General features: G+C 38.7%; 27 protein-coding genes. 20 read left to right on the forward strand and 7 right to left on the reverse strand.

Annotated elements, in window-relative coordinates:
• Positions 1–4 precede the first annotated feature (4 nt).
• The 13 genes from CYAN7822_RS37715 (at position 5) to CYAN7822_RS14495 (ending at position 5,679) form a co-directional block, all read left to right on the forward strand.
• Positions 5–178 carry a hypothetical protein gene (locus CYAN7822_RS37715; protein WP_013322672.1) on the forward strand — a complete coding sequence of 58 codons (174 nt, stop codon included), beginning with the start codon at positions 5–7 and terminating at the stop codon, positions 176–178.
• Positions 175–450, forward strand: a complete 276-nt coding sequence (locus tag CYAN7822_RS14445; RefSeq protein ID WP_013322671.1) for a hypothetical protein — start codon at positions 175–177, stop codon at positions 448–450. The genes CYAN7822_RS37715 and CYAN7822_RS14445 overlap by 4 nt, the downstream gene beginning before the upstream one ends.
• A 2-nt stretch (positions 451–452) precedes the next feature.
• A complete protein-coding gene (locus CYAN7822_RS38675; protein WP_013323007.1) occupies positions 453–629 on the forward strand; it encodes a hypothetical protein in 177 nt (58 codons plus the stop codon).
• Entirely contained in the window at positions 619–927 is a 309-nt protein-coding gene (locus CYAN7822_RS14450; RefSeq protein WP_013323008.1) for a hypothetical protein, read from the forward strand. The genes CYAN7822_RS38675 and CYAN7822_RS14450 overlap by 11 nt, the downstream gene beginning before the upstream one ends.
• Position 928: 1 nt before the next feature.
• Positions 929–1,132: a hypothetical protein gene (locus tag CYAN7822_RS14455; protein WP_013323009.1), complete on the forward strand. Its 204-nt coding sequence runs from the start codon at positions 929–931 to the stop codon at positions 1,130–1,132.
• Entirely contained in the window at positions 1,108–1,311 is a 204-nt protein-coding gene (locus CYAN7822_RS14460) for a hypothetical protein (protein WP_013323010.1), read from the forward strand. Before CYAN7822_RS14455 ends, CYAN7822_RS14460 begins: the two co-directional genes overlap by 25 nt.
• Positions 1,312–1,313: 2 nt before the next feature.
• On the forward strand, positions 1,314–1,634 hold the full coding sequence (locus CYAN7822_RS14465) for a hypothetical protein (protein ID WP_013323011.1): 321 nt from the start codon (positions 1,314–1,316) through the stop codon (positions 1,632–1,634).
• A 73-nt stretch (positions 1,635–1,707) separates the two neighbouring features.
• On the forward strand, positions 1,708–1,944 hold the full coding sequence (locus CYAN7822_RS14470; protein ID WP_013323012.1) for a hypothetical protein: 237 nt from the start codon (positions 1,708–1,710) through the stop codon (positions 1,942–1,944).
• Between the two features lie 83 nt (positions 1,945–2,027).
• Positions 2,028–2,474, forward strand: a complete 447-nt coding sequence (locus tag CYAN7822_RS14475; RefSeq protein WP_013323013.1) for a hypothetical protein — start codon at positions 2,028–2,030, stop codon at positions 2,472–2,474.
• 335 nt (positions 2,475–2,809) lie between these two features.
• Positions 2,810–4,135: an IS110 family transposase gene (locus CYAN7822_RS14480; RefSeq protein WP_013323014.1), complete on the forward strand. Its 1,326-nt coding sequence runs from the start codon at positions 2,810–2,812 to the stop codon at positions 4,133–4,135.
• 250 nt (positions 4,136–4,385) lie between these two features.
• Positions 4,386–4,736: a hypothetical protein gene (locus CYAN7822_RS14485; protein WP_013323015.1), complete on the forward strand. Its 351-nt coding sequence runs from the start codon at positions 4,386–4,388 to the stop codon at positions 4,734–4,736.
• Between the two features lie 236 nt (positions 4,737–4,972).
• Entirely contained in the window at positions 4,973–5,197 is a 225-nt protein-coding gene (locus CYAN7822_RS14490) for a DUF4327 family protein (protein WP_013323016.1), read from the forward strand.
• Positions 5,198–5,265: 68 nt separating this feature from the next.
• Positions 5,266–5,679, forward strand: a complete 414-nt coding sequence (locus CYAN7822_RS14495) for a hypothetical protein (RefSeq protein WP_013323017.1) — start codon at positions 5,266–5,268, stop codon at positions 5,677–5,679.
• Positions 5,680–5,753: 74 nt separating this feature from the next.
• Here CYAN7822_RS14495 and psbA read toward each other — a convergent pair whose 3' ends face one another.
• Complete coding sequence (gene psbA, locus CYAN7822_RS14500) at positions 5,754–6,824, reverse strand: photosystem II q(b) protein (protein ID WP_013323018.1); 1,071 nt, start codon at positions 6,822–6,824, stop codon at positions 5,754–5,756.
• Positions 6,825–7,107: 283 nt separating this feature from the next.
• Here psbA and CYAN7822_RS14505 point away from each other — a divergent pair, with 283 nt between their 5' ends.
• Positions 7,108–8,223: an MFS transporter gene (locus tag CYAN7822_RS14505; RefSeq protein WP_013323019.1), complete on the forward strand. Its 1,116-nt coding sequence runs from the start codon at positions 7,108–7,110 to the stop codon at positions 8,221–8,223.
• 7 nt (positions 8,224–8,230) lie between these two features.
• Here CYAN7822_RS14505 and CYAN7822_RS14510 read toward each other — a convergent pair whose 3' ends face one another.
• Complete coding sequence (locus CYAN7822_RS14510; protein ID WP_013323020.1) at positions 8,231–8,548, reverse strand: DUF3067 family protein; 318 nt, start codon at positions 8,546–8,548, stop codon at positions 8,231–8,233.
• Positions 8,549–9,167: 619 nt separating this feature from the next.
• On the opposite strand from CYAN7822_RS14510, the gene CYAN7822_RS14515 reads away from it, so the two are divergent.
• The 3 genes from CYAN7822_RS14515 to CYAN7822_RS14525 all read left to right on the forward strand — a co-directional run bounded on the left by CYAN7822_RS14515 (position 9,168) and on the right by CYAN7822_RS14525 (position 11,589).
• Entirely contained in the window at positions 9,168–10,205 is a 1,038-nt protein-coding gene (locus CYAN7822_RS14515; protein ID WP_013323021.1) for a hemerythrin domain-containing protein, read from the forward strand.
• A gap of 250 nt (positions 10,206–10,455) precedes the next feature.
• Positions 10,456–11,046 carry a hypothetical protein gene (locus tag CYAN7822_RS14520; protein WP_013323022.1) on the forward strand — a complete coding sequence of 197 codons (591 nt, stop codon included), beginning with the start codon at positions 10,456–10,458 and terminating at the stop codon, positions 11,044–11,046.
• A 144-nt stretch (positions 11,047–11,190) separates the two neighbouring features.
• Positions 11,191–11,589, forward strand: a complete 399-nt coding sequence (locus CYAN7822_RS14525; RefSeq protein ID WP_013323023.1) for a DUF4278 domain-containing protein — start codon at positions 11,191–11,193, stop codon at positions 11,587–11,589.
• 51 nt (positions 11,590–11,640) lie between these two features.
• Here CYAN7822_RS14525 and cdf31 read toward each other — a convergent pair whose 3' ends face one another.
• The 3 genes from cdf31 to CYAN7822_RS14540 form a co-directional block, all read right to left on the reverse strand.
• Entirely contained in the window at positions 11,641–12,564 is a 924-nt protein-coding gene (gene cdf31, locus CYAN7822_RS14530; RefSeq protein WP_013323024.1) for a CDF family zinc efflux transporter Cdf31, read from the reverse strand.
• Between the two features lie 270 nt (positions 12,565–12,834).
• Entirely contained in the window at positions 12,835–13,545 is a 711-nt protein-coding gene (locus CYAN7822_RS14535; RefSeq protein ID WP_013323025.1) for a PEP-CTERM sorting domain-containing protein, read from the reverse strand.
• A 131-nt stretch (positions 13,546–13,676) separates the two neighbouring features.
• Positions 13,677–14,801: a Gfo/Idh/MocA family protein gene (locus tag CYAN7822_RS14540; protein WP_173362890.1), complete on the reverse strand. Its 1,125-nt coding sequence runs from the start codon at positions 14,799–14,801 to the stop codon at positions 13,677–13,679.
• Between the two features lie 110 nt (positions 14,802–14,911).
• Between CYAN7822_RS14540 and rplI the strand changes: the two genes are divergently transcribed.
• A complete protein-coding gene (rplI, locus tag CYAN7822_RS14545; RefSeq protein WP_013323027.1) occupies positions 14,912–15,370 on the forward strand; it encodes a 50S ribosomal protein L9 in 459 nt (152 codons plus the stop codon).
• A gap of 71 nt (positions 15,371–15,441) precedes the next feature.
• Here the strand turns inward: rplI and CYAN7822_RS14550 are convergent, their stop codons facing one another.
• A complete protein-coding gene (locus tag CYAN7822_RS14550) occupies positions 15,442–16,323 on the reverse strand; it encodes a phosphoadenylyl-sulfate reductase (RefSeq protein WP_013323028.1) in 882 nt (293 codons plus the stop codon).
• Positions 16,324–16,795: 472 nt separating this feature from the next.
• On the opposite strand from CYAN7822_RS14550, the gene CYAN7822_RS14555 reads away from it, so the two are divergent.
• Together CYAN7822_RS14555 and CYAN7822_RS40190 are read left to right on the forward strand one after the other, a co-directional pair.
• Positions 16,796–17,062, forward strand: coding sequence for a hypothetical protein (locus CYAN7822_RS14555; protein ID WP_013323029.1), 267 nt, complete (start codon positions 16,796–16,798; stop codon positions 17,060–17,062).
• A gap of 11 nt (positions 17,063–17,073) precedes the next feature.
• Entirely contained in the window at positions 17,074–17,199 is a 126-nt protein-coding gene (locus tag CYAN7822_RS40190; RefSeq protein WP_013323030.1) for a hypothetical protein, read from the forward strand.
• Positions 17,200–17,273: 74 nt separating this feature from the next.
• Here CYAN7822_RS40190 and CYAN7822_RS14560 read toward each other — a convergent pair whose 3' ends face one another.
• Positions 17,274–18,929 (reverse strand): alpha/beta hydrolase, encoded by a 1,656-nt coding sequence (locus CYAN7822_RS14560; protein ID WP_013323031.1) that lies wholly within the window; start codon positions 18,927–18,929, stop codon positions 17,274–17,276.
• Positions 18,930–18,935: the final 6 nt, after the last annotated feature.

Genomic DNA, 18,935 nt, shown 5'->3' on the forward strand with positions numbered 1-18,935 from the left:
CACTATGAACCACACAGAACAAATCAAAAAAGACATTGAACTATTAACCGAAATGAAGAAGAGAATCTTGACGATTGTCGCTTCATCTAAATTAGAAACCCTTCATCTTGATGATATTGATGCGGCTCTAGAACAAGCTATCGTATCTATGACAAGTTTCTTGGAGTGTAAACAATGAATTTTGAATACCGAGGAAAACCGTTGGGTCATTGGCTCTTAATCCGCTTTGAATTTTGGCGGGAATATTCCGAGGGGTGTGGGGTATTTGCCCCCCATGAAATCACCTCATTACAAAGACTTCAGTTATTTTGTCTAGGGGCTTCAATTAGTGAGTATTTCCCTTTTGGTGATGAAAGTTTAATTGATTTTCCTTCTGATGAAGCTAGAGACTTTTTTTGCTGGCTTAATGGCGGTTGGAAAAATCTGGAATCTCAAGGATGGAGTTCGTAATAATGGGACAAAAAGACCTCTTAAACTTAATCGGGGAATGTGCCCAATTAGCCCGAGCCAAGGGGATTAAAAATGTATCAGTGATCCTAAACCAACGCTACTCACTCCCCTATTTATCCATGCTCACTCATCAGCAGTTGATTGATTTTCAAAAATGGTTAGAAGCTTATGAACAATGAAGCAGCAAATAAAGCCCGATATCTCCTAGAGATTACCAAAGAGATTATGGAGGAACATGAAGCGTCTTTTGCCATTGTCCCTATTGAATACCTACATATGTGTGTTAGTTCCATGTTATGCTTATGCACTTTTGAAGAAGTTCCGCTTGATGCCAAACATAGGCATTTAATGATCGCCCAGAACATCGCTCAAAGACTCCTTCATGTCGCGCCTGAGCTTGAGGAAATTTATCAGGAACTGTTTAAGGATTTCCCCAAGATGTATCATCCTCAAAAACCAACTTTGAATCTCGGATAACATGAACGATAAGGCAGATTATAAAGGAAGGTGTGGCAACTGCGGGTCAGATAAAGTTGAAATTGTAGAATTTACTATTTTATCTCCAACCCTTAGAGAAATACAAAAATATTGCTATAGCTGCGGTTCAACCCTGTTAGGGTATCAAGTTTTAATTCCACCAGAAAATGAGGAAGAACAATGGATAAAACAGACCAACAACTAACCGAGTTGATTGAAATATTAAGACAAGCCATCGCTATTGCTAAGGCTATGGAGGGTCGTGGTTTAGGGTTGGCGACCAACGAAAAATCTTCTTACGAGTCTCGTGTAGAAGATTTACAAAATGTCTTGAAATTCTTTGTTGATAGACAACTTATTGTTAGCTTTAACAAGGATAGGTAATCATGGAAAATATAGCAAGTGAATTGATTTCACTTAAAAAATGTGTGGCTCCAAGTAAAAATAATTTAACTTATTTTGACATAACCATCCGTGCGGCATCAGAGATCCAATTTTCCCTCACCGCAAACGGGGTTGATGTAAACCTGCTCATCTTTAAACTATGTCAAGTTATCCCGTCAATCATTTCCTATGACATGACGATGGCTGAAATAGCGGATGGAGCGAGAGGAGTTTCCATAGATCCTGAGTGTGTCAAAAACATTAGGAAGTTTAAAAACTTCTATGAGAGAAAATTCTTGGAGCCTCTAGAGATCTGTGACTGACAGAAAAATAGCAGCAAAAAAAACACCCCTCAAGGTGTTTCAAAACCAATAACGCATTTTAAATCATCATACCATGACCACTATCGTACAGACGAAAATAGCAATGTACCCCGTTCATCTACCTCAAACTACTGGTAGTCACTCTACCTGGATTAATTTAGCTAATGTCTTAACGGTTGAGTGTAACCAAGAAGAAAAAGATGACATAGTATTCGTCACTTTTGTCAACGGAAAATCTAAAGCCTATCGAGGGAACCAGGCCAAAGAGATTCTTAAAGCCCTAGTAGAGGCACAAGCGAAATACTGTTAGTCTCTCCCCGATGCTTACTGATAGAAATATCGGTGAGCATAGGGGGGTGATTAGCTCCCATTAATACATAAAGGTAATAACTAATGGTAAAAATCACAGAAATCAAATACAGTGCGACGGTTCCAACTTACGAGTATGCCAACCATACGATTGAGTTAAAAGCCGTAGTAGCTGAAGATGAAGACCCCGAAGTCGCCCTAACACTACTTCAAAAAAAAGTTCACTTTCGCTTAAAAAGTAGAGAGGATGTAGAACGGTGGGAAGAAGATTACCGGAAGGCAAAATACGCTATGGAAAAAATGAGTAAATACTACAGCGAGGCAAAAATAGAATATGAAAGATTGGTGACCTTTTGCAAAGCTGCGGGAATCAAAAAAGATTTTGCTGAATTTCCCGATTTACCTCATGTCCAAAATCCCATTGCCGGTTATTTGGCGGCTGCCCAAATTCCCACACTTGTTGTTGACAATCAAGAACAAGAGGTTGAAGAACCTGAATATTATTATGATAATGATAACAACGATGTGTAATTAATCATTCCCCGATGCTTACTGATAGAAATATCGGTGAGCATAGGGGAGTGATTAGCTATCATTCCCGCTCTTAGATAGGCTAGTGGCTTCGAAACTAAAGTAGGCTCTTATCGCCTTTTGCTCTTTATAAGCCTAAGCCTTTTCAATCTAGGAGCAGCCCCCCTTCTAAAAGCTTCCAGAATAAATTAAGCCCCCTTGAGGAGGACACGAGTGAGCCGTCGCACGGCTCACCGTGAGATGTCCGTTGTGAGGGCTTCCGGGAGATTTGTAAGCATACCGAGAAGGGTTTTAGCTTAGCGTGGTTATCTCCCTCAAAAAGTTAAGGAAATTTTATGGTCAACATTTTGGGTTTAGATGTTGGTCGAAATTTTGCTGTGGGCATAATTTTGACCGAATTCCCTAATAACATTAAACGCTATTTCAATCAGCATCGTAAAGACTTTATGCGGCTTAAACCCGTATCCCATCTATCTCAAAAGCTTATTGAGAAAGGATTTAAGGATTTTAATTATTTAGAGCAGCTAACAATTGACGGGATTGTACTAGAGCCGACGGGAATGTGGTACTCAAGCATTTGGGTCGCCTGGGCAAACTATTATCACATCCCGGTTTACTGGGTGGGTCATGCCGATCTAAGTAAGTCAAGGGGACATTATGGGTTTACCAATAAAAGCGATGAACATGATGCACTGACCTTAGCGTCCGTGTATTTTGACCCGACCTGGATCGATGAGTTTGACCGAAAGAAGTGGTTGACTTTCTACACTTCGGAAATATTGACCATCCGTCGTCTATACCTTGATATCCTTCAATGTGAAAAACTCCGCACGGCTAACGTCAACGGGAACCGCCAGCGACTATCACTAGAATTTCCCGAAGCTTCAGACCAACGGATAGAAATTTCCGAAAAAAAAGGCTTTTCCCCTTTCTGGGGTTGGCTGGCTGGGGATTACTCCTATACTTGGGCTAACAGAAGATATGAGGAGAGTAGTGCTAAGAGGCTGGGTATTCCCATTTCAAGACTAAGTCGCCTCAAGGCGAAACACATCACCGATTTAGAGTTAATCATCACACACAACTTAAGTGAACTGAAAGAGCAATTGAATAATAATCAAGAGTTTCAAGATTGCCTAAAAGTTTTCAATCTTTTTAGTTTCGGCTTTGACAATTGCATATTGTTATTAATTCAGTGCTACCCATTCAAGAAATTTCTAATCGAGGGTAAACAGTGGATTGAGTGGATAGAGCATGAAAAGGATGGTAAATGGAAAAGAAAAAAGGTAAACCATAGCTTAAGGCAATTCCAAGCTTACTTGGGATTGGCTTATAGTTATGAGCAGTCAGGGGACAAGAATAAGAAAAAGTTTCACGGTTCGTCCATGTGTAGAGCAAAGCTCTTTATGTGGGTAACGAGCGTAGTTCTTAAGGGTTTTAAAACAAATTACCAAGACCTGATCGACGATCCTAAATTGACTAATGACGAGATTGACGAATTTACTATTGAGTATCCCAACATTAAAGGAGAATTAGGGAACATGATCGCAAAGAAGACTCTAAAGATTTACCGCGCTGGGGTCAGGGGGAATGACATTCAAACTCGATTACTGTTTTATGTTACCCGTCTCTTGTTCCAGGAGTTGTTAAAAGAAATTAGTTAGAATAAAGGGCAAGGGGTAAGTCGGCAAGGCAAGATTATGTAACCATGCACCCCTTTCTCCTTAAGCCTTTTTTCCTGTGTTTACTGTTCTTAGCATATTGCAGCGCCAATTGGGATGCTTTTTATTCTGAGCTAAATTTCGCGGCTGTGCAGCAGTCGTCAAGTCACTATAGGATGATGATTTAAATCACACCATTTAGTAGTAGCACTAGCTTATTCTAGAATGATGGAATTATTATTTTAGTAAATTTATGAATTCTACCTCTGAAAGGCGTATAGTAAAACGAACTGTAGCCTTTTGTCAAGTTCTAGATTTAGACCATAATTTTTTAGGAATTACTTTTGATTTAACCTTGGAAGGAATTTGCCTAAGCCTTCCTAATTCCTTTTCATCAGAAATAAATTTTTTTGTAATTCTTAAACCTACTCATGCTGACAACATCCCAGAAGTTATTATTAAAGTTCAGCCTATATGGCGAAAAAAAAATCATTCTGAATATGATGAAATTGGAGGAAAAATTATTCAGATTTGGCCAGAAGATATTTTTAAAGCTTTATTGATTTATTACGAAAAAGGAGGCCCCTGTGGATTAATCGCATAACCAAAATTTAAAAATGCTATCCTCTCGATACAGGGATAATTAAATTATATTACGCTTATTATTATTTTTTTAACTGCTCTCTTCGTTTTCGGATCACAGAAGATTACACGGGATTTAAAATTAAGATTTGTTAAAATAACTTGACTAGAAAGATTTGATCGGATTTTTTTGAGTAATAATAAAAATAGGCAAAAGCTTAAGCCAAAAAATATTAGGCTGATCAGGAGGTGAGCTTTATGAAAAAATTAACCACTTCCTTGAGTTTGGAATCTATTAAAGAAGAAGCCCGTTTTCTCATCGCTACCGGCTGCTTAGAGCGTCGAAAGCCTCTTTTATGTTTGTGTGAATACATTCCTTGTCGTGAGTGGGTAGAACTTGAATGTGAGTTGGAAAGAAATGATTTTTTACTTAGAGATTCCATTGCAGATTTAGTCGAGTCAGAAACCTGGGACGAGGATTGATTTTTTTTATTAACTTTTTTTTAATTAGGCTCATTCGTTCATTTTTTCAACTAAAAGGAATAAATAAAATGGCTAAGTTACAAAATAAAATTGTTACTTTATGGACGATTTTTTTACTAGGGACTTTGTTTCATACCCAACTTGGATTAATGCCGCTCTTTCATGGTCAAACTATAGTCCACAGCCATGAAGCGGGTTCTATATCTTGGATTTTGTGGTTAATGTTGTTATTTTTTCTCTTGCCTATGCTGGCTATGATAGGTTGTATCTTCAATGAATCCCATAGATATCGAGTTGTCCATTTTGGGTTAACCGTTATTTATTCAGTCTTGAACTTGACTCATTTAGTTATGGATTTGTTTGTTACTCCCATTGCTTGGTATCAAATTGCTTTAATGGCTATTCTATTTGGCATTGGCTTAATTCTTAATATTGTCGCTTATCAATGGATGAAAAAGCATTCTTTAGTTTCCTATGTTTAAGTTTTGCTATAAAAGCCAAAAGCGCCCCCATATTGCAGAGGACGCTTTTTAGTAATTATTCAGTTTTTGGAACCTTAGCCATTGATAGAAGGAGCAATCATCTGCTCTGCACTAGCTAAGTCTAAGGGGAAGTTGTGAGCGTTGCGCTCGTGCATTACTTCGAAACCTAAGTTAGCGCGGTTTAATACATCAGCCCAGGTGCTAATTACACGACCTTGAGAATCAAGGATAGACTGGTTGAAGTTGAATCCGTTGAGGTTGAAGGCCATGGTAGAGATTCCCATTGCGGTGAACCAGATACCGATTACAGGCCATGCACCGAGGAAGAAGTGTAAGCTGCGGCTGTTGTTGAAGGACGCATATTGGAAGATTAAACGTCCGAAGTATCCGTGAGCGGCTACGATGTTGTAGGTTTCTTCTTCTTGTCCGAACTTGTAACCATAGTTTTGAGACTCAACTTCAGTTGTTTCACGAACTAAAGAAGAGGTTACTAAGCTTCCGTGCATTGCAGAGAATAAGCTTCCACCGAATACACCAGCTACTCCCAACATATGGAAGGGGTGCATTAAGATGTTGTGTTCTGCTTGGAATACGAACATGAAGTTGAAAGTACCAGAGATTCCTAAAGGCATACCATCAGAGAAGGAACCTTGTCCGATGGGGTAGATTAAGAATACTGCGGTAGCTGCGGATACGGGTGCAGAGTAAGCTACACAGATCCAAGGACGCATCCCTAAACGATAGCTTAATTCCCACTGACGACCCATGTAGCAGAACACTCCGAGTAAGAAGTGGAATACTACTAACTGGTAAGGGCCACCATTGTACAGCCACTCATCAAGGCTTGCGGCTTCCCAGATGGGATAGAAGTGTAAACCGATAGCGTTGGAAGAAGGAACAACTGCACCAGAGATGATGTTGTTTCCATAAAGTAAAGAACCAGCGACGGGTTCACGAATTCCATCAATGTCCACAGGGGGAGCGGCGATGAAGGCGATGATGAAGCAAGTGGTTGCGGTTAACAGAGTAGGGATCATGATGACACCGAACCAGCCGATATATAAACGGTTGTTGGTGCTGGTGATCCACTGACAGAACTGTTCCCATACGGAAACGCTTTCGCGTTGCTGTAATGTAGTAGTCATGTGAGAGATGATTGCTATGTTGTTTTCTAGGTACAGATATAATGTTTGGCTTTCGCCTTGCGGCTTTCAGCTTTCGCCGATTGCTGCTTGTTTATGATGTTTCTATCTTAGTGACTTTGTAACGGTTTGTAAAGAACTTTAACAATATTTTTACTTTTATCAATTATAAGTTTTACTAATCAATCGGGGCAAGGAGGAATAGGTGATGACCGATGCGGATGAGTTGCCCATAATTATGTAATGCTAACCTTAACTAGCATTAAGAACAAAACTAACTATTTTTATGAATCTAGCATTCATCAATGTATTTGTTGCGCTCTTTATTTTTGGAATTGTGGTGGCATTTTTGGGAGCGGCTAAACTTTATATAGCTGACAAGCTCTCTTTAAATGATGCTAGAATGGCTCAGTTATTCTCCCTAAATCAGTTCTCCTGTTTAATCGGATTAGTGATCGCTGGTTCGGGGTTTTTCTCGACACATTATAAACTGGTTCTCGGCTCAGGTTTTTTAATGATTATTGTTTCGATTTGGTTAATCGGAACCGAGCCAAAATATTTAGCCTTTGCTCTAGCTTTCTCTGGTTTAGGATTAGGGGGAAGTTTTCTCAATGCTGGCAGTAATGCGCTCTTGCCTGTTCTGAACCATAATAACCCTACTTCCATTACCAATTTAGCTCATGCTTCTTACGGTTTTGGTGCGCTAGTTTTGCCAATTCTCTTTACTTATTTACTGAAAAATTTTGGCTGGAGAAAGGCATTAAAAATCATTGCTGTTATCCTGCTCATTCCTACAGGAGCCGCTCTGACAGCAATTTATCCAGAATCTACCACTTTATCAGGTTCTACAAAACCGATAGTTCTTTCTGGGAATCAAACCATCGGGTTAGCTTTAATCGCTTCTTTTTGTCATATTGGAATAGAAAGTTCTCTAGCGATCTGGACAACTACTTATTTAAAATCTGCGGGTTGGAATGAGATAAAAGCATCAAGTCTTGTGACCTTTTTCTGGTTAGCCTTAATGTTAGGTCGATTATTCGCTGGAACTGTAGTGACTCTCGATAATGGAGCCTTAGTTATTCAGGTCGCTATTGTGCTTTTAATGATGACATTGATCTTCATGACTAGCTTGATTACTCCCTGGAGTAGCATTCTATCTGTCTTTGTTTTAGGATTTTGTTGTGCCCCCATTTTTCCAACCCTGATCTCAATAATTTTTGCTAAGTTTGATGCGGCTTTGTCAGGTAATATATATACTCTACTGGCTTCGGTAGGCATGGGAGGAGCCACCATTTTTCCTTATCTCATTGGCAGGTTATCTTCATCTTTATCCATTTATTATGGACTTAGATTTTTGCTCGCTCCCGCTAGTATTATGTTGCTCGTTACGTTTTTTCTCTAATAAAAGCTCAAATGTCATCTAAAATCCATTCGGATGCCACTTCTCCTAAATCTAGGGGAATACTCACCGCTTTACCCACTCTAGGCCGTTCCCGAGTTTTTGCAAGAAACATTTTGATCTGCGACTCGCCTCCCCAGGCATTGAGATAGCTGGCCACTCCATTGAGATGTTCTAAATATTCTTGTTCTGAAAGGGGAAAAGAAGCCTGTTCTAAATACTTCCACATTACCTGGACGAAGATTCGTCCCTTAATCTGCCTTAGCTGCACATCGTAGGAACGTCCCCATTTGTTGAGTAACAATTGGTGTAGTTCTTGTCCGGTCATGGGTATTTTGTCAATGGGTGGGTTGATCTGTAACTCAACATTTAATCTAGCGTAAATTTCTAAAAAATGTTAGATCTTTGAGAAAAAATACTTACGCCCAACGGCAGATCAAGAACTTTTTCCCTCTAGGCAGTACAATGCCAAAATTTTCCCTTTAATACACAAAATTCTATTTTAGTCAACAAAATTTTAGCAAAAGATTAAGTTATTTTAAGTTATTCTTTAGCCAAAATTCTTATAAAAACAATATACAAAACAAAATGCTCAAAAACTTACATCTAGAGGAACAAATCCTTCAATATTTACTTTCAGTCTTTAGAGTGATCAAGCTAATTTAGCCAACGTGTTAAGTTTTTTAATTAGAAGAGTGACCGAATAGGAGTTTTAAATAGGCAATTGGGTTTTAGTCTCTGTTTTTAGATAGCAGGTCTTAAACAAGCCTTGAGTAAAACTCAAACAAAATGAGATGAAATTGATGTTTTTTGCGATTATGTCGATTTCAGTAGCATGAAATAATTTTTTTCAGTCAAGCTCTACTGGGGCAAACATTTGCCTGTTTTTTAATTCCTATCAGTTCACACCTATTAAAATTAAAATTCTAATTAGAGGAGAACAAAGAATGGTTTCTACTGTTCCTGATCAAAAGCGGCAAGCCATCGCCGAAAAATTAGCTGCTATGAAAGCTATTCAAAACATACTGATTGCCAATGAGCAGCAGTTTATCTCTGAAGGCAACGACGAAGAGATAAATAAACGTTTTAGAGATATGCTCGAAGATGACCAAAAAAACCTGGGCGTTCTCGAAACTGCCATCACTCAATATGGTATTCAAGCTGAACCTAAAGAAACAGTTAAAAAATTGATTGAGCAAGTGCAGCAGATGATGCAAGGTTCAGAACTGAATATGTACGAAAAAGTCGCTCAACACGAACTCCTTAAACATGGACAAGTGATGTCTGGGTTGATCGTTCATAAAGCCGGACAACTCGTCGGAGCAGACGTAGAAGCGGCGATCGCTCCCTTACATACTGTTAATTTTGAAAACCGCGCTCATCAAGAGCAACTCAAAGGTATTCTAGAAGTCTTAGGAACTCTAGAACTAACCGGTCAAAAAGCTGATCAAAGCGTATGGGCACGAGTCGTGGATGCCGTCGGTGCTATCACGGGTGTAGTGGGTAGTGCCGTTACCCAAAGTTCCGACAAGTCGGATATGAATATTCAAGATGTTATCCGCATGGATCATCAAAAAGCGAAAACTTTATTCGCTGAAATTGAAGGAACCAATGACGAGCAAAAGATTCGGGAGTATTTCTCTCAACTGTATGCTGATTTACTGGTTCACTCTGAAGCAGAAGAGCAAACTGTTTATCCAGAATTACGCCCTTACTACGGCGAACAAGACACCCAAGAACTCTATGACGAACAAGCTCAACTAAAATCTGTTCTCGAACAATTGAAGTCTTACAGCCCTGGGTCCTCAGATTTTAAGGCTAAACTTCAAGAAGCGAAAAATTTGGTTAATGAGCATACTCGTGAAGAGGAAAATTCCTTGTTTGCCTCTATTCGAGACAACTTGTCCACTGAGCAGCAAGAACAACTGGCAAGCCGCTTCAAACAAGCGAAACAAGAGTTACAGCGTCAAATGCAACAAGCTTAAGTGAGAGCGAGTGCAGAGATTGTTGGGCACCTGATCAAATAGTTTAAGTTAACCTGAATTAATAGTTTTCCTCGTCCTCAAGGCTTGCCGAAAGGGCGGGGATTTTTGTTAAATGGGTACATTCTTAACAGCAAAGATTGGCTCTGGGATAAAAAATAAAGATAGTTTCGTCAAGCCATGAACAATTGACTGGGGGACCGAACGAGTTCCGCACCACTCTCTCTTTAGCTGTTTAGAAAGGTAAAAAATCATGCTTCGCTTGTATTTAATTCCGGTTATTAGTATCTGTGTTCTATTTAGTGCTTGTAGCAATCCCACAGTTTCTAATACTGAGAATTCTATCACTGAATCATCTGAAGCACAAAAAACCGATGAATCTATATCCACTGCCGAAAAAACCACAAAAAATATTCAATCGGCCTTGGATAAAGCTCAATTAGCCACCGAAAAAGCCTCTCAGAAGATGGAAGCCGTTTTGGAGCAAGCCAATAAAACTGCTAAATCTGCTTCAAAAGTCGTCAATGATGTCATAACCCTTAAGACTCAACTTGAGGAAATGTCAACCCAGGCAGGTAATACTTTAAGTGCTGTTCACTCTGGCGATTTCAAGACGGCTCAACAAGAGTTTGCCCAACTCCAAAAAAATTGGCAGCAAATTAAACATCCTGTTCAGAAAACCTCTCCTGAAGCCTACCGAGAAATTAATAGTTATTTAGTAAATATAGATACTCTTTTAAAACAGCCTAATCCCAATCATTCTGAGTTAGCTCGTAAGTTATCATTATTAGCTGACAGCAATTTAGCTCTGCTTGACATTCTTCATGCTAAAAACAACCATTAAAAGGCCTGAGCCTTTATAATAGTTGATGTGACTTGAATCACTTAACATTAAGATTTAGGTCACATCCGACTGATAAAAATATAGTTATAAAAAAAATAGATAAAATCCCAAATTGAGTCCTTTAAGATCAGAACTTAATCTCCAATGACTAACGAAGAAGCTGTTTATTGTATTTTTTTAATGCGGTTTAATCTTCAGCCATTACAAGCTATAACAATAGTGAAAAACTGGTTTAATGAACATCCAGAAGAGAATTGGGTGACGTTAAAACAGCTTTTTCAAGAAGACCAACTTACCGTAATTAATGGAAAAATTAAAAAAGTTTTAACGGAAAATTCTTCTGACGCAAAACCCGTAGTTAGTAAATATAGAGGGGTAGAGATTGAAAAAAATATTTCAGATTTTTCTCAAGAAAATTCGCCAATAATTAATCGAAAACCGACTAAATATAGAGGAGCAGAAATACCACAAGAAAACCCTGATAATATGAATTATAATCCACCTGGAAAAAAGAAACTTCGCTATCGAGGACAAGAATATTAACTAGGGCAAAACCCGTGAACATGGACGGTTTGACAAGGCAAAAGGCAAGTCTTAAGATGGTTCTGCCTCAAAACTAATATGATCAGATTGATAATCTGGCGGTTCCACATGGATGATAATCCGTACAGGACTAAACTGCTTTTCTAAACGACTTTCTACTTGTTCAGTGATGATGTGGGCACTGTCTACATCTTTAGCATCTACAATTAGGTGCATTTCCATAAAAACTTGTCGCCCTAATACCCCTCGAGAAGCTATATCATGACAGTTAATTACACCAGGAACTTCCATCACAATTTGATGAATTTTTTCTGGATCAATTGCCATTTCATCCACTAACCAGGGTAAGTTTTCTTTAATGACTTCTCGCCCACTATAAAAAACTAGAAAGGCAACCGGAAAAGCTAAAATCACATCTAACCATTGTAATTGCGGCAAATGCCAAATATTTCCTTGCCAAATGCCTATCAATCCCACCATCACAGTAATAGTAATCCAAATATCACTCATGGTATGGTAAGCGTCTGCAATTAAAATCGGACTCCCCAGGCGTTTTCCTACACTTCGTTCATAATAAGCGACAAAAATATTAATGCCCAAAACCATTAAAATGATCCATAACTCAGGTCCTGATACTTCAACCGGTTTACCCCCTCGCCAAATACGCTCTATTGCCCCCTGGATAATTTCAAAACAAGCGATCGCTAAAAAAGCGGCAATTCCTAAAGCGCCCACCGCTTGATATTTTTGATGTCCATAGGGATGTTCTCGATCAGGATGGGGTGAAGAGAAGCGATTAGCAATTAAACCTAAAATATTATTAGCGCTATCAGTTACACTATGTAGAGCATCTGCCTGTAGACTTAAAGAACCAATTTTTATTCCTACTCCTGCTTTTAGTCCCATCACCAAGAGATTCAGAAATAGGGTGATCAGTAAAACTTTGCGGACTTCGGAACGATTATCTTGTAGCACGGAACTTAAATAATAAAGAGTTAATCTGTTTTTATTTTATATAACTTTCTCAAAAAAAGATTGATTAATTATAAGCTCATCTATACCTATTGAGAAGAATTAGCTATTTGATTAGTTGATTTTCCAAGGCTTTTGATAAAAAGTTTCATTTAGAGCTTAACCAGTTAAATAAATAAAAAAAAGTGAGAATATTTCTCACCTTGAGGATCATTATAATTATTCTTAAGCATCTAGTAAATTACGAGTGCGGAACTCGTTCGGTCCCCCAGCTTATTTAGCTTTTTTGAGTGCTGAACGAGAAGATTTTCGCTTGAAGAAGCTGCCAAAAGCTAGGGTTGTACCTACGCCGAGAAAGGTTAAAGGCTCAGGAACAAAGATAGGAGCATCGCTATTAAAAGTTATTGCGGCTGTTGTATTAGAGATTTTTTCAATACTCCATTGTCCGGTTATATAATCTCCAACTCCTGATACAAACTCGAAATAACCGTCACTTGCCATGAACAAATAAGAATCAAATACCTCGCCAAAAAACCACTGATCAAAACTGTAAAAACCTGGATCTCTGGGATCTCCTGTACTTATTTGGTATAAACTTCCTCTCCCTCCAGAATTTCCTTCAGGAGGAGTCCAAAATCGATCCTCGTAATCAGCAAAAATTTGGTTCCCTAAAATATAAATGTCTAAGTTAGTTACTAGGCGTTTATTTTCACTAGGGAAGATAAAATCTGATTCATAATCACTAAAACTCACATTCCCATAAAGAGGATCATAGATATATTCAGGAGGATTATAAGGATCGGGAAAATAGTATATATTAAACTCGGGTGGGAGTCCTCCTGCATAAATCCCTTGGAAAGGCGTTGCGGTATAGGTGAATGTTCCACCACCCACGATCGCCGCTTGTACCGGTTTAACAGTCAATGCTCCCCCGATCAAAGTAGCACTGAGGGAAATAGAAGCCAGTTTTAAAAGATTTTTCATTGGACTAATAAGTGTCTCTATATTCGTTTCCCATTATAGTTTCAAATAATTAGTCTATGTAAAAATTTTTGACGGTTTTCCTTTCAAGATTAATTGTCGTTTAAGAGTCAAAACCCAAACAACTTAAAAACCTATTGACTCGCCAAAAATTCGTCTAAATCTGGAACCTCTACCCAACATTTATTGTCATTAGATTGATGAGTTAAATCCATGAGTAATTGAGAATACACCCCTTCTCGTAAACAAGGCACTAAAGATTGATTTTTATCGATCGCTTCTACCCAACGATCTACCACTCGAATAAAAGGCGCTAACCGTCCATCCGTAAAGACTTGAGGAAAGGCTAAACTTTTGGGAATTTCTATTTCTGAAAAAGCTTTAGCGGCTGGGGCTGCCATTAAGCGAAATCCATGCACATAATCTTTTAAATTATCACTTCCTAAAACTAATGTGCCTTTGTCTCCATAGACTTCTACCCAGTGTCCTCTTCCTCCATAAGTTACTGAACTAATCGACAACTGAATGGGTGTTCCATCAGCCAACTCTAACAAAAGCATAGCCGTATCATCGGCATCTACAGATTTTAACGCCCCACCCGAATTAGGATCAGGGCGTTGGGGAATGGCACAGCTTAAATGAGCAACTAGCCGCTTAATCGGGCCGAATAACCAGCTAATATAATCAAAAGCATGAGAACCCACTGCCCCTAAAGCACCGCCTCCCATCTCTTGGCGAGAGTACCAATTCCATTCTCGTTCGGGGTTCGCCCGACTCGCCACTAACCAATCTATTTTAATTAGACGAATCTTACCCACATAGTCTTGTTGTAAGTATTGGGCTAACAGTTGCCAAGCAGGAATAAAGCGAAATTCAAAGTCTGCAATAGCTATTAAGTTTTTTTGCTGTACCAGATGATACAGTTCCTTCGTTTCTTGGGCACGCAGATTGAGGGGTTTTTCTAAAAGCAGATGTTTGCCGGCAGCGATGGCCAACTTGGCTATCTCGTAGCGTAAAAATGGCGGCGTGGCAATGCTAACACCTGCAACCTCTTTTAATGAGAGAATGTTTTCTAAGCGGTTATCAGCAATGGGGATGTTATGACGCAGGGCGATCGCTTTAGCTTTCTCTAAATCTCGGTGATAAACGGCCACCACTTCTGTACGGGGATGATGTTGAAATCCCGGAATATGAATCTTTTCTCCAAATCCTGTGCCAATTACTGCTACACCGATTTGATCTGATGATTGAATACTCATAAGTCGACTAGACATCCTCATTGCTCAGACAACACAAAACATTGTATTATAGATAATTCTGGACTATTTAAATTTCTAAAGAATCTAGCGTCATTCGAATAGGAGACACAATGGCAAAACGAATACAAGTTGTCCTCAGTAAGACGGTCAATAAGTTAGGAAAAACCGGAGATGTGGTGGATGTTGCTCCGGGTTATGCTCGTAATTATTTACTGCCTCAAGGCATAGCGGCTATAGCTACCCCAGGCATCCTTAGACAAGTGGAACAGAGAAAAGAAAAAGAACGCCAACGTCTCCTAGCCGAAAAACAAGAAGCCGAATCTCGCAAAGTTGCACTACAAACTATTGGGCGCTTTGTGATCCGTAAACAAGTTGGGGAAGGAGAGGCCATTTTTGGTACCGTTACCACTCAAGAAGTGGCTGATATTATCAAGCAAAATACTTCACAAGAGGTAGATCGTCGCGGCATTACTTTACCCGAAATCAGCCAAACCGGATTCTACAAAGCTCAAGTTAAGCTACATCCAGAGGTAACGGCTGAAATTGAAATTCAAGTGGCTCCTTTGTAAAGGAAAAAGGAAACACCCGAACAGGGAACAGAGAACAGCGAATAACTGCTCACTGTTAACTGTTCATTAAATTACAATGTACTAGAATCTAAACTCTTAGCTTCTGCTGGAGTCATAGATAGATGAATACCACATTCTTGCTTGAGACCATGAAAACGAGTATCACGCTCACTTTCATCGTCGGCTGTTAAAGGACGACTTGAATGCCAATCTCCCACTGTCACATATCCCTGATCAAAGTAAGGATGATAAGGGAGATCATGATTGGTTAGATACTGATAGACATCTCTAGAGTTCCAATATAGAATCGGGTGTACTTTATAATAGGGGTTTTGTAGGGCGACTCGTTGTAAATTTTTGCGGTGATCCGTTTGATCTTGGCGAAGTCCAGCTAACCAAGCCGTCGCCTTTAATTCTCGCAAAGCACGCTGCATAGGCTCAACTTTTCGGAGTTTATCATACTGATTGAGCGCTTCTACATTTTTTTGGTCCCAAAGCCTGCCATAAAGAGCTTCCATCCGAGCAGGACTCACAGAAGACTGATAAACTTTGAGATTGAGATTTAAGCGTCGTGTTAAGTCTTCGGCAAAGCGGTAGGTTTCTGCGGGTAAATAGCCTGTGTCCACCCAAATAATCGGAATATCGGGAATAATTTCACTCACTAAATGAAGCATAACGGCGGCTTGGATGCCAAAACTGGTACTCATCACTAACCCATCGCCAAAAGTTTGTGCGGCCCATTCGACTAATTGCTGGGCACTGGCATTGTTGAATTGCTCATTAACTGCCGCTAAATCTAAATTTAGTTGGCTCTTTTGAGGCTTTAGCACAGATTCTCGCTCTTGATGAAGGGGTTGCGCCTGTTGATCGCCTTTGTAACGTTGGTTAATATCTGGGTTGCTAGTGACTTCTAGGCGTGCTGTGAGAGCGTCTGCTATGTGTGACTGTGGCATACTGGCTAATTTTTCCCTTGCATGACTTCAATATACTACAAATATTGCTGGCTTCTGTAGAAGCCATTGTCTTGATAATCTGCGTATCCTCACGCGATCAATTGTAGATGGCGACGTACAAAGCCGCTTTTAGCTGGGGGACTTTATTCTATTGTATCAGTTCCAGGTCTCCAAAAAATTTTACCCCTCGGGATGATTTAAGATTTTTGGCTTTTCCCTTGCCTCATTTTATAAAATTTTAATTTCTGGACACAATCAGAACATAGGTATTATCTTAAAACAAAAACAAACATTAAGTTATACGAAAAACAGCAAGATGTTATACAAACAATATCATGATAAGTAACATCTATCTTAGATAATAAATATAATGCAAGAAAAATTTGGCTTTTAGCTTAAAAACAACAATTATTTAAGTTAGAAAAAGCCAAATAGGATTCACCTGTTTTTAGACATTGTTTTCAAAAATATCATGCTATTTAAATGTCGTTCAGATGTAAAAATTGTGAGAATCGAGGATTTAGGTATAGTCATTGACAACAAAAAAGAAACTTGTTATATTGTCAATCAAACAGCTACATGGTTATTATCGATGATGTCAGAATTTGTTTCATTGGAAGATTTATCAGCCTTGGCTAAAGAAAAATATACAATAGAGCCAAACGACAATCTTTTTACTGAAATTGAAGATATCATGATCTATCTTTCTAATAATAATGTTATCGAAGTTCAACTGTAAGGAGCATAATCATGATATATAAATCTAAAACAATCTCTAACCAAAATCAAAAAAATTGGAGTAAACCGCAGGTTTTAGTCATTATTCCGAAAACGAAAATAGACGCAATTGTTCGACGTTATATTGATTTAGCATAAGTGGAGTTATTAAGATATTAATATCCTAACTCTCACTTCTCCCCAAACATAAATTAAGCCCAGATTAGTCAACTTTAAAAATTCAACTTCAACTCTTGTAGAATCTTTTTCAAAGCGATGGATGAAGAAGCATTAACAAGGTAAAATTCAAAAGGTTTTTGACTAATATAATCAGCATAAGAAGACTGAAGATAGACTTTATATTGAGGATTCTTATCTAAATAGACCTCAAAAAAAGAGAGCATTATAGCATTATCATATTTATCAATTAATCGCTGATCAGCAATAGTGAGATCAGTAAAAGAATTAATTAGAGATTGAGTCCCTGCATCTAATTTAGAAAAATTAATATGAGCCTGTCCTTTGACCAAGCCTAAATATTTTTCTGGTGTTTTTAGCCAAACAAAGGCTTGTCCTTGTTCAAGAACTAAAGGCGCGGCCGGATCTTGACTTCCAGCCACAATAAAAACGGGAATAGAAATCTGACTGAGACCTTTCTCTCCCAAGATTCCACTATTAAAAGGATTAACAGCGATTACGGCTTTAATACGTGGATCTCTTAAATCATAAACTTGTTGAGGTAAATCCAAGGCTCGACATTGAATTAATAAAGAAAGATTAGGATTCCAAAGAGTGCGATTACATTCTCTCTGTAAATTTTCAAAATCAATGGTAGCTCCCGCTAAAGCCAAAACCGTATAACCCCCAAAAGAATGTCCGATCGCTCCTACCGTTTCCAGATTTAGCCGTCCTCCAAAAAGAGATTGATTAAGTCTTCCTAGTTCATCCAACAGAAAGCTAATATCTCTAGGTCGATTAATAAATTCTTCCAGATTAAACAATTCCTTAGAATAGCCTTCTAACATAGCTTGAACTTGGTAAAAATCGCTGCCTGGATGTTGAGGAAGGGCCACCAAATAGCCATAAGAAGCCAAATGTTTTGCTAATGAATCATAATCTTCGGGCCTAGAGGCTAACCCATGAGACATAATAATCACAGAAACCTTTCCCGTTGGCCATTGTTGAGGATAATATAAATCCACATAAAAACTTCGATGGCGGCTTTGATCTTGGAGGGTTAATCTTTGGTACTGATAACCCCATTGCCCAGGTTTATCCATATCTGGCAAAGTAGAATAATCGATAAATTTTTCGGTAGCCGCTTGTTTATCCGATAATTTATCTAAGGCTTCCACCATCAGTTGATTAGCCTTAACTAATTCTTCAATCCAGTTAAAAGCCTGCAAGATTTTGTTAGTATCTAGCTGTAAATCTGTAGGAAACTTACGGATAAAATTAAGAATGGTTAATCCTTGGGGATCACTAGCCGCTTGAATTAAGGCTCCTCGAATAGCATATTGACCATTTTGTCCCCCTTGAATTTGAATCATCGTACCAATTTTTTTTAAGATAGCTTCTCCGGTAGGAGTCCGGAAAAAGCGAGACAATTGAACAGGATTAAATTTATAAGATTTAGTCAGAGCTTGACGAAACTTATCTCGTTCTTCAGCACTAATTCCCTGTAGATAAAACTCTAGTTCTTTATTAATAGTTCCATCTTGAGCAAAAATTTCTAAAGCTTCAACTCCCAAAGATAATCTTAAGGAATTATTGGAAAAATAAACTCGCTCTGCGGCTTGAAGCGGAAAGATCGTTATTAATAAGCTGAATAGGGCAAGAAACAAATACTTGAGTGAGCTATTTCTTACTTGAGAATCCTGTCTCCTCATGGATGA

It is taken from the genome of Gloeothece verrucosa PCC 7822, from assembly GCF_000147335.1.
GTDB lineage: Bacteria > Cyanobacteriota > Cyanobacteriia > Cyanobacteriales > Microcystaceae > Gloeothece > Gloeothece verrucosa.

Bases quoted from the DNA above. Each gene is read 5' to 3' on its own strand.
- CYAN7822_RS37715 (WP_013322672.1), top strand. From the start codon at position 5: ATGAACCACACAGAACAAATCAAAAAAGACATTGAACTATTAACCGAA.
- CYAN7822_RS14445 (WP_013322671.1), top strand. From the start codon at position 175: ATGAATTTTGAATACCGAGGAAAACCGTTGGGTCATTGGCTCTTAATC.
- CYAN7822_RS38675 (WP_013323007.1), top strand. From the start codon at position 453: ATGGGACAAAAAGACCTCTTAAACTTAATCGGGGAATGTGCCCAATTA.
- CYAN7822_RS14450 (WP_013323008.1), top strand. From the start codon at position 619: ATGAACAATGAAGCAGCAAATAAAGCCCGATATCTCCTAGAGATTACC.
- CYAN7822_RS14455 (WP_013323009.1), top strand. From the start codon at position 929: ATGAACGATAAGGCAGATTATAAAGGAAGGTGTGGCAACTGCGGGTCA.
- CYAN7822_RS14460 (WP_013323010.1), top strand. From the start codon at position 1,108: ATGGATAAAACAGACCAACAACTAACCGAGTTGATTGAAATATTAAGA.
- CYAN7822_RS14465 (WP_013323011.1), top strand. From the start codon at position 1,314: ATGGAAAATATAGCAAGTGAATTGATTTCACTTAAAAAATGTGTGGCT.
- CYAN7822_RS14470 (WP_013323012.1), top strand. From the start codon at position 1,708: ATGACCACTATCGTACAGACGAAAATAGCAATGTACCCCGTTCATCTA.
- CYAN7822_RS14475 (WP_013323013.1), top strand. From the start codon at position 2,028: ATGGTAAAAATCACAGAAATCAAATACAGTGCGACGGTTCCAACTTAC.
- CYAN7822_RS14480 (WP_013323014.1), top strand. From the start codon at position 2,810: ATGGTCAACATTTTGGGTTTAGATGTTGGTCGAAATTTTGCTGTGGGC.
- CYAN7822_RS14485 (WP_013323015.1), top strand. From the start codon at position 4,386: ATGAATTCTACCTCTGAAAGGCGTATAGTAAAACGAACTGTAGCCTTT.
- CYAN7822_RS14490 (WP_013323016.1), top strand. From the start codon at position 4,973: ATGAAAAAATTAACCACTTCCTTGAGTTTGGAATCTATTAAAGAAGAA.
- CYAN7822_RS14495 (WP_013323017.1), top strand. From the start codon at position 5,266: ATGGCTAAGTTACAAAATAAAATTGTTACTTTATGGACGATTTTTTTA.
- psbA (WP_013323018.1), bottom strand. From the start codon at position 6,824: ATGACTACTACATTACAGCAACGCGAAAGCGTTTCCGTATGGGAACAG.
- CYAN7822_RS14505 (WP_013323019.1), top strand. From the start codon at position 7,108: ATGAATCTAGCATTCATCAATGTATTTGTTGCGCTCTTTATTTTTGGA.
- CYAN7822_RS14510 (WP_013323020.1), bottom strand. From the start codon at position 8,548: ATGACCGGACAAGAACTACACCAATTGTTACTCAACAAATGGGGACGT.
- CYAN7822_RS14515 (WP_013323021.1), top strand. From the start codon at position 9,168: ATGGTTTCTACTGTTCCTGATCAAAAGCGGCAAGCCATCGCCGAAAAA.
- CYAN7822_RS14520 (WP_013323022.1), top strand. From the start codon at position 10,456: ATGCTTCGCTTGTATTTAATTCCGGTTATTAGTATCTGTGTTCTATTT.
- CYAN7822_RS14525 (WP_013323023.1), top strand. From the start codon at position 11,191: ATGACTAACGAAGAAGCTGTTTATTGTATTTTTTTAATGCGGTTTAAT.
- CYAN7822_RS14535 (WP_013323025.1), bottom strand. From the start codon at position 13,545: ATGAAAAATCTTTTAAAACTGGCTTCTATTTCCCTCAGTGCTACTTTG.
- CYAN7822_RS14540 (WP_173362890.1), bottom strand. From the start codon at position 14,801: ATGAGTATTCAATCATCAGATCAAATCGGTGTAGCAGTAATTGGCACA.
- rplI (WP_013323027.1), top strand. From the start codon at position 14,912: ATGGCAAAACGAATACAAGTTGTCCTCAGTAAGACGGTCAATAAGTTA.
- CYAN7822_RS14550 (WP_013323028.1), bottom strand. From the start codon at position 16,323: ATGCCACAGTCACACATAGCAGACGCTCTCACAGCACGCCTAGAAGTC.
- CYAN7822_RS14555 (WP_013323029.1), top strand. From the start codon at position 16,796: ATGCTATTTAAATGTCGTTCAGATGTAAAAATTGTGAGAATCGAGGAT.
- CYAN7822_RS40190 (WP_013323030.1), top strand. From the start codon at position 17,074: ATGATATATAAATCTAAAACAATCTCTAACCAAAATCAAAAAAATTGG.
- CYAN7822_RS14560 (WP_013323031.1), bottom strand. From the start codon at position 18,929: ATGAGGAGACAGGATTCTCAAGTAAGAAATAGCTCACTCAAGTATTTG.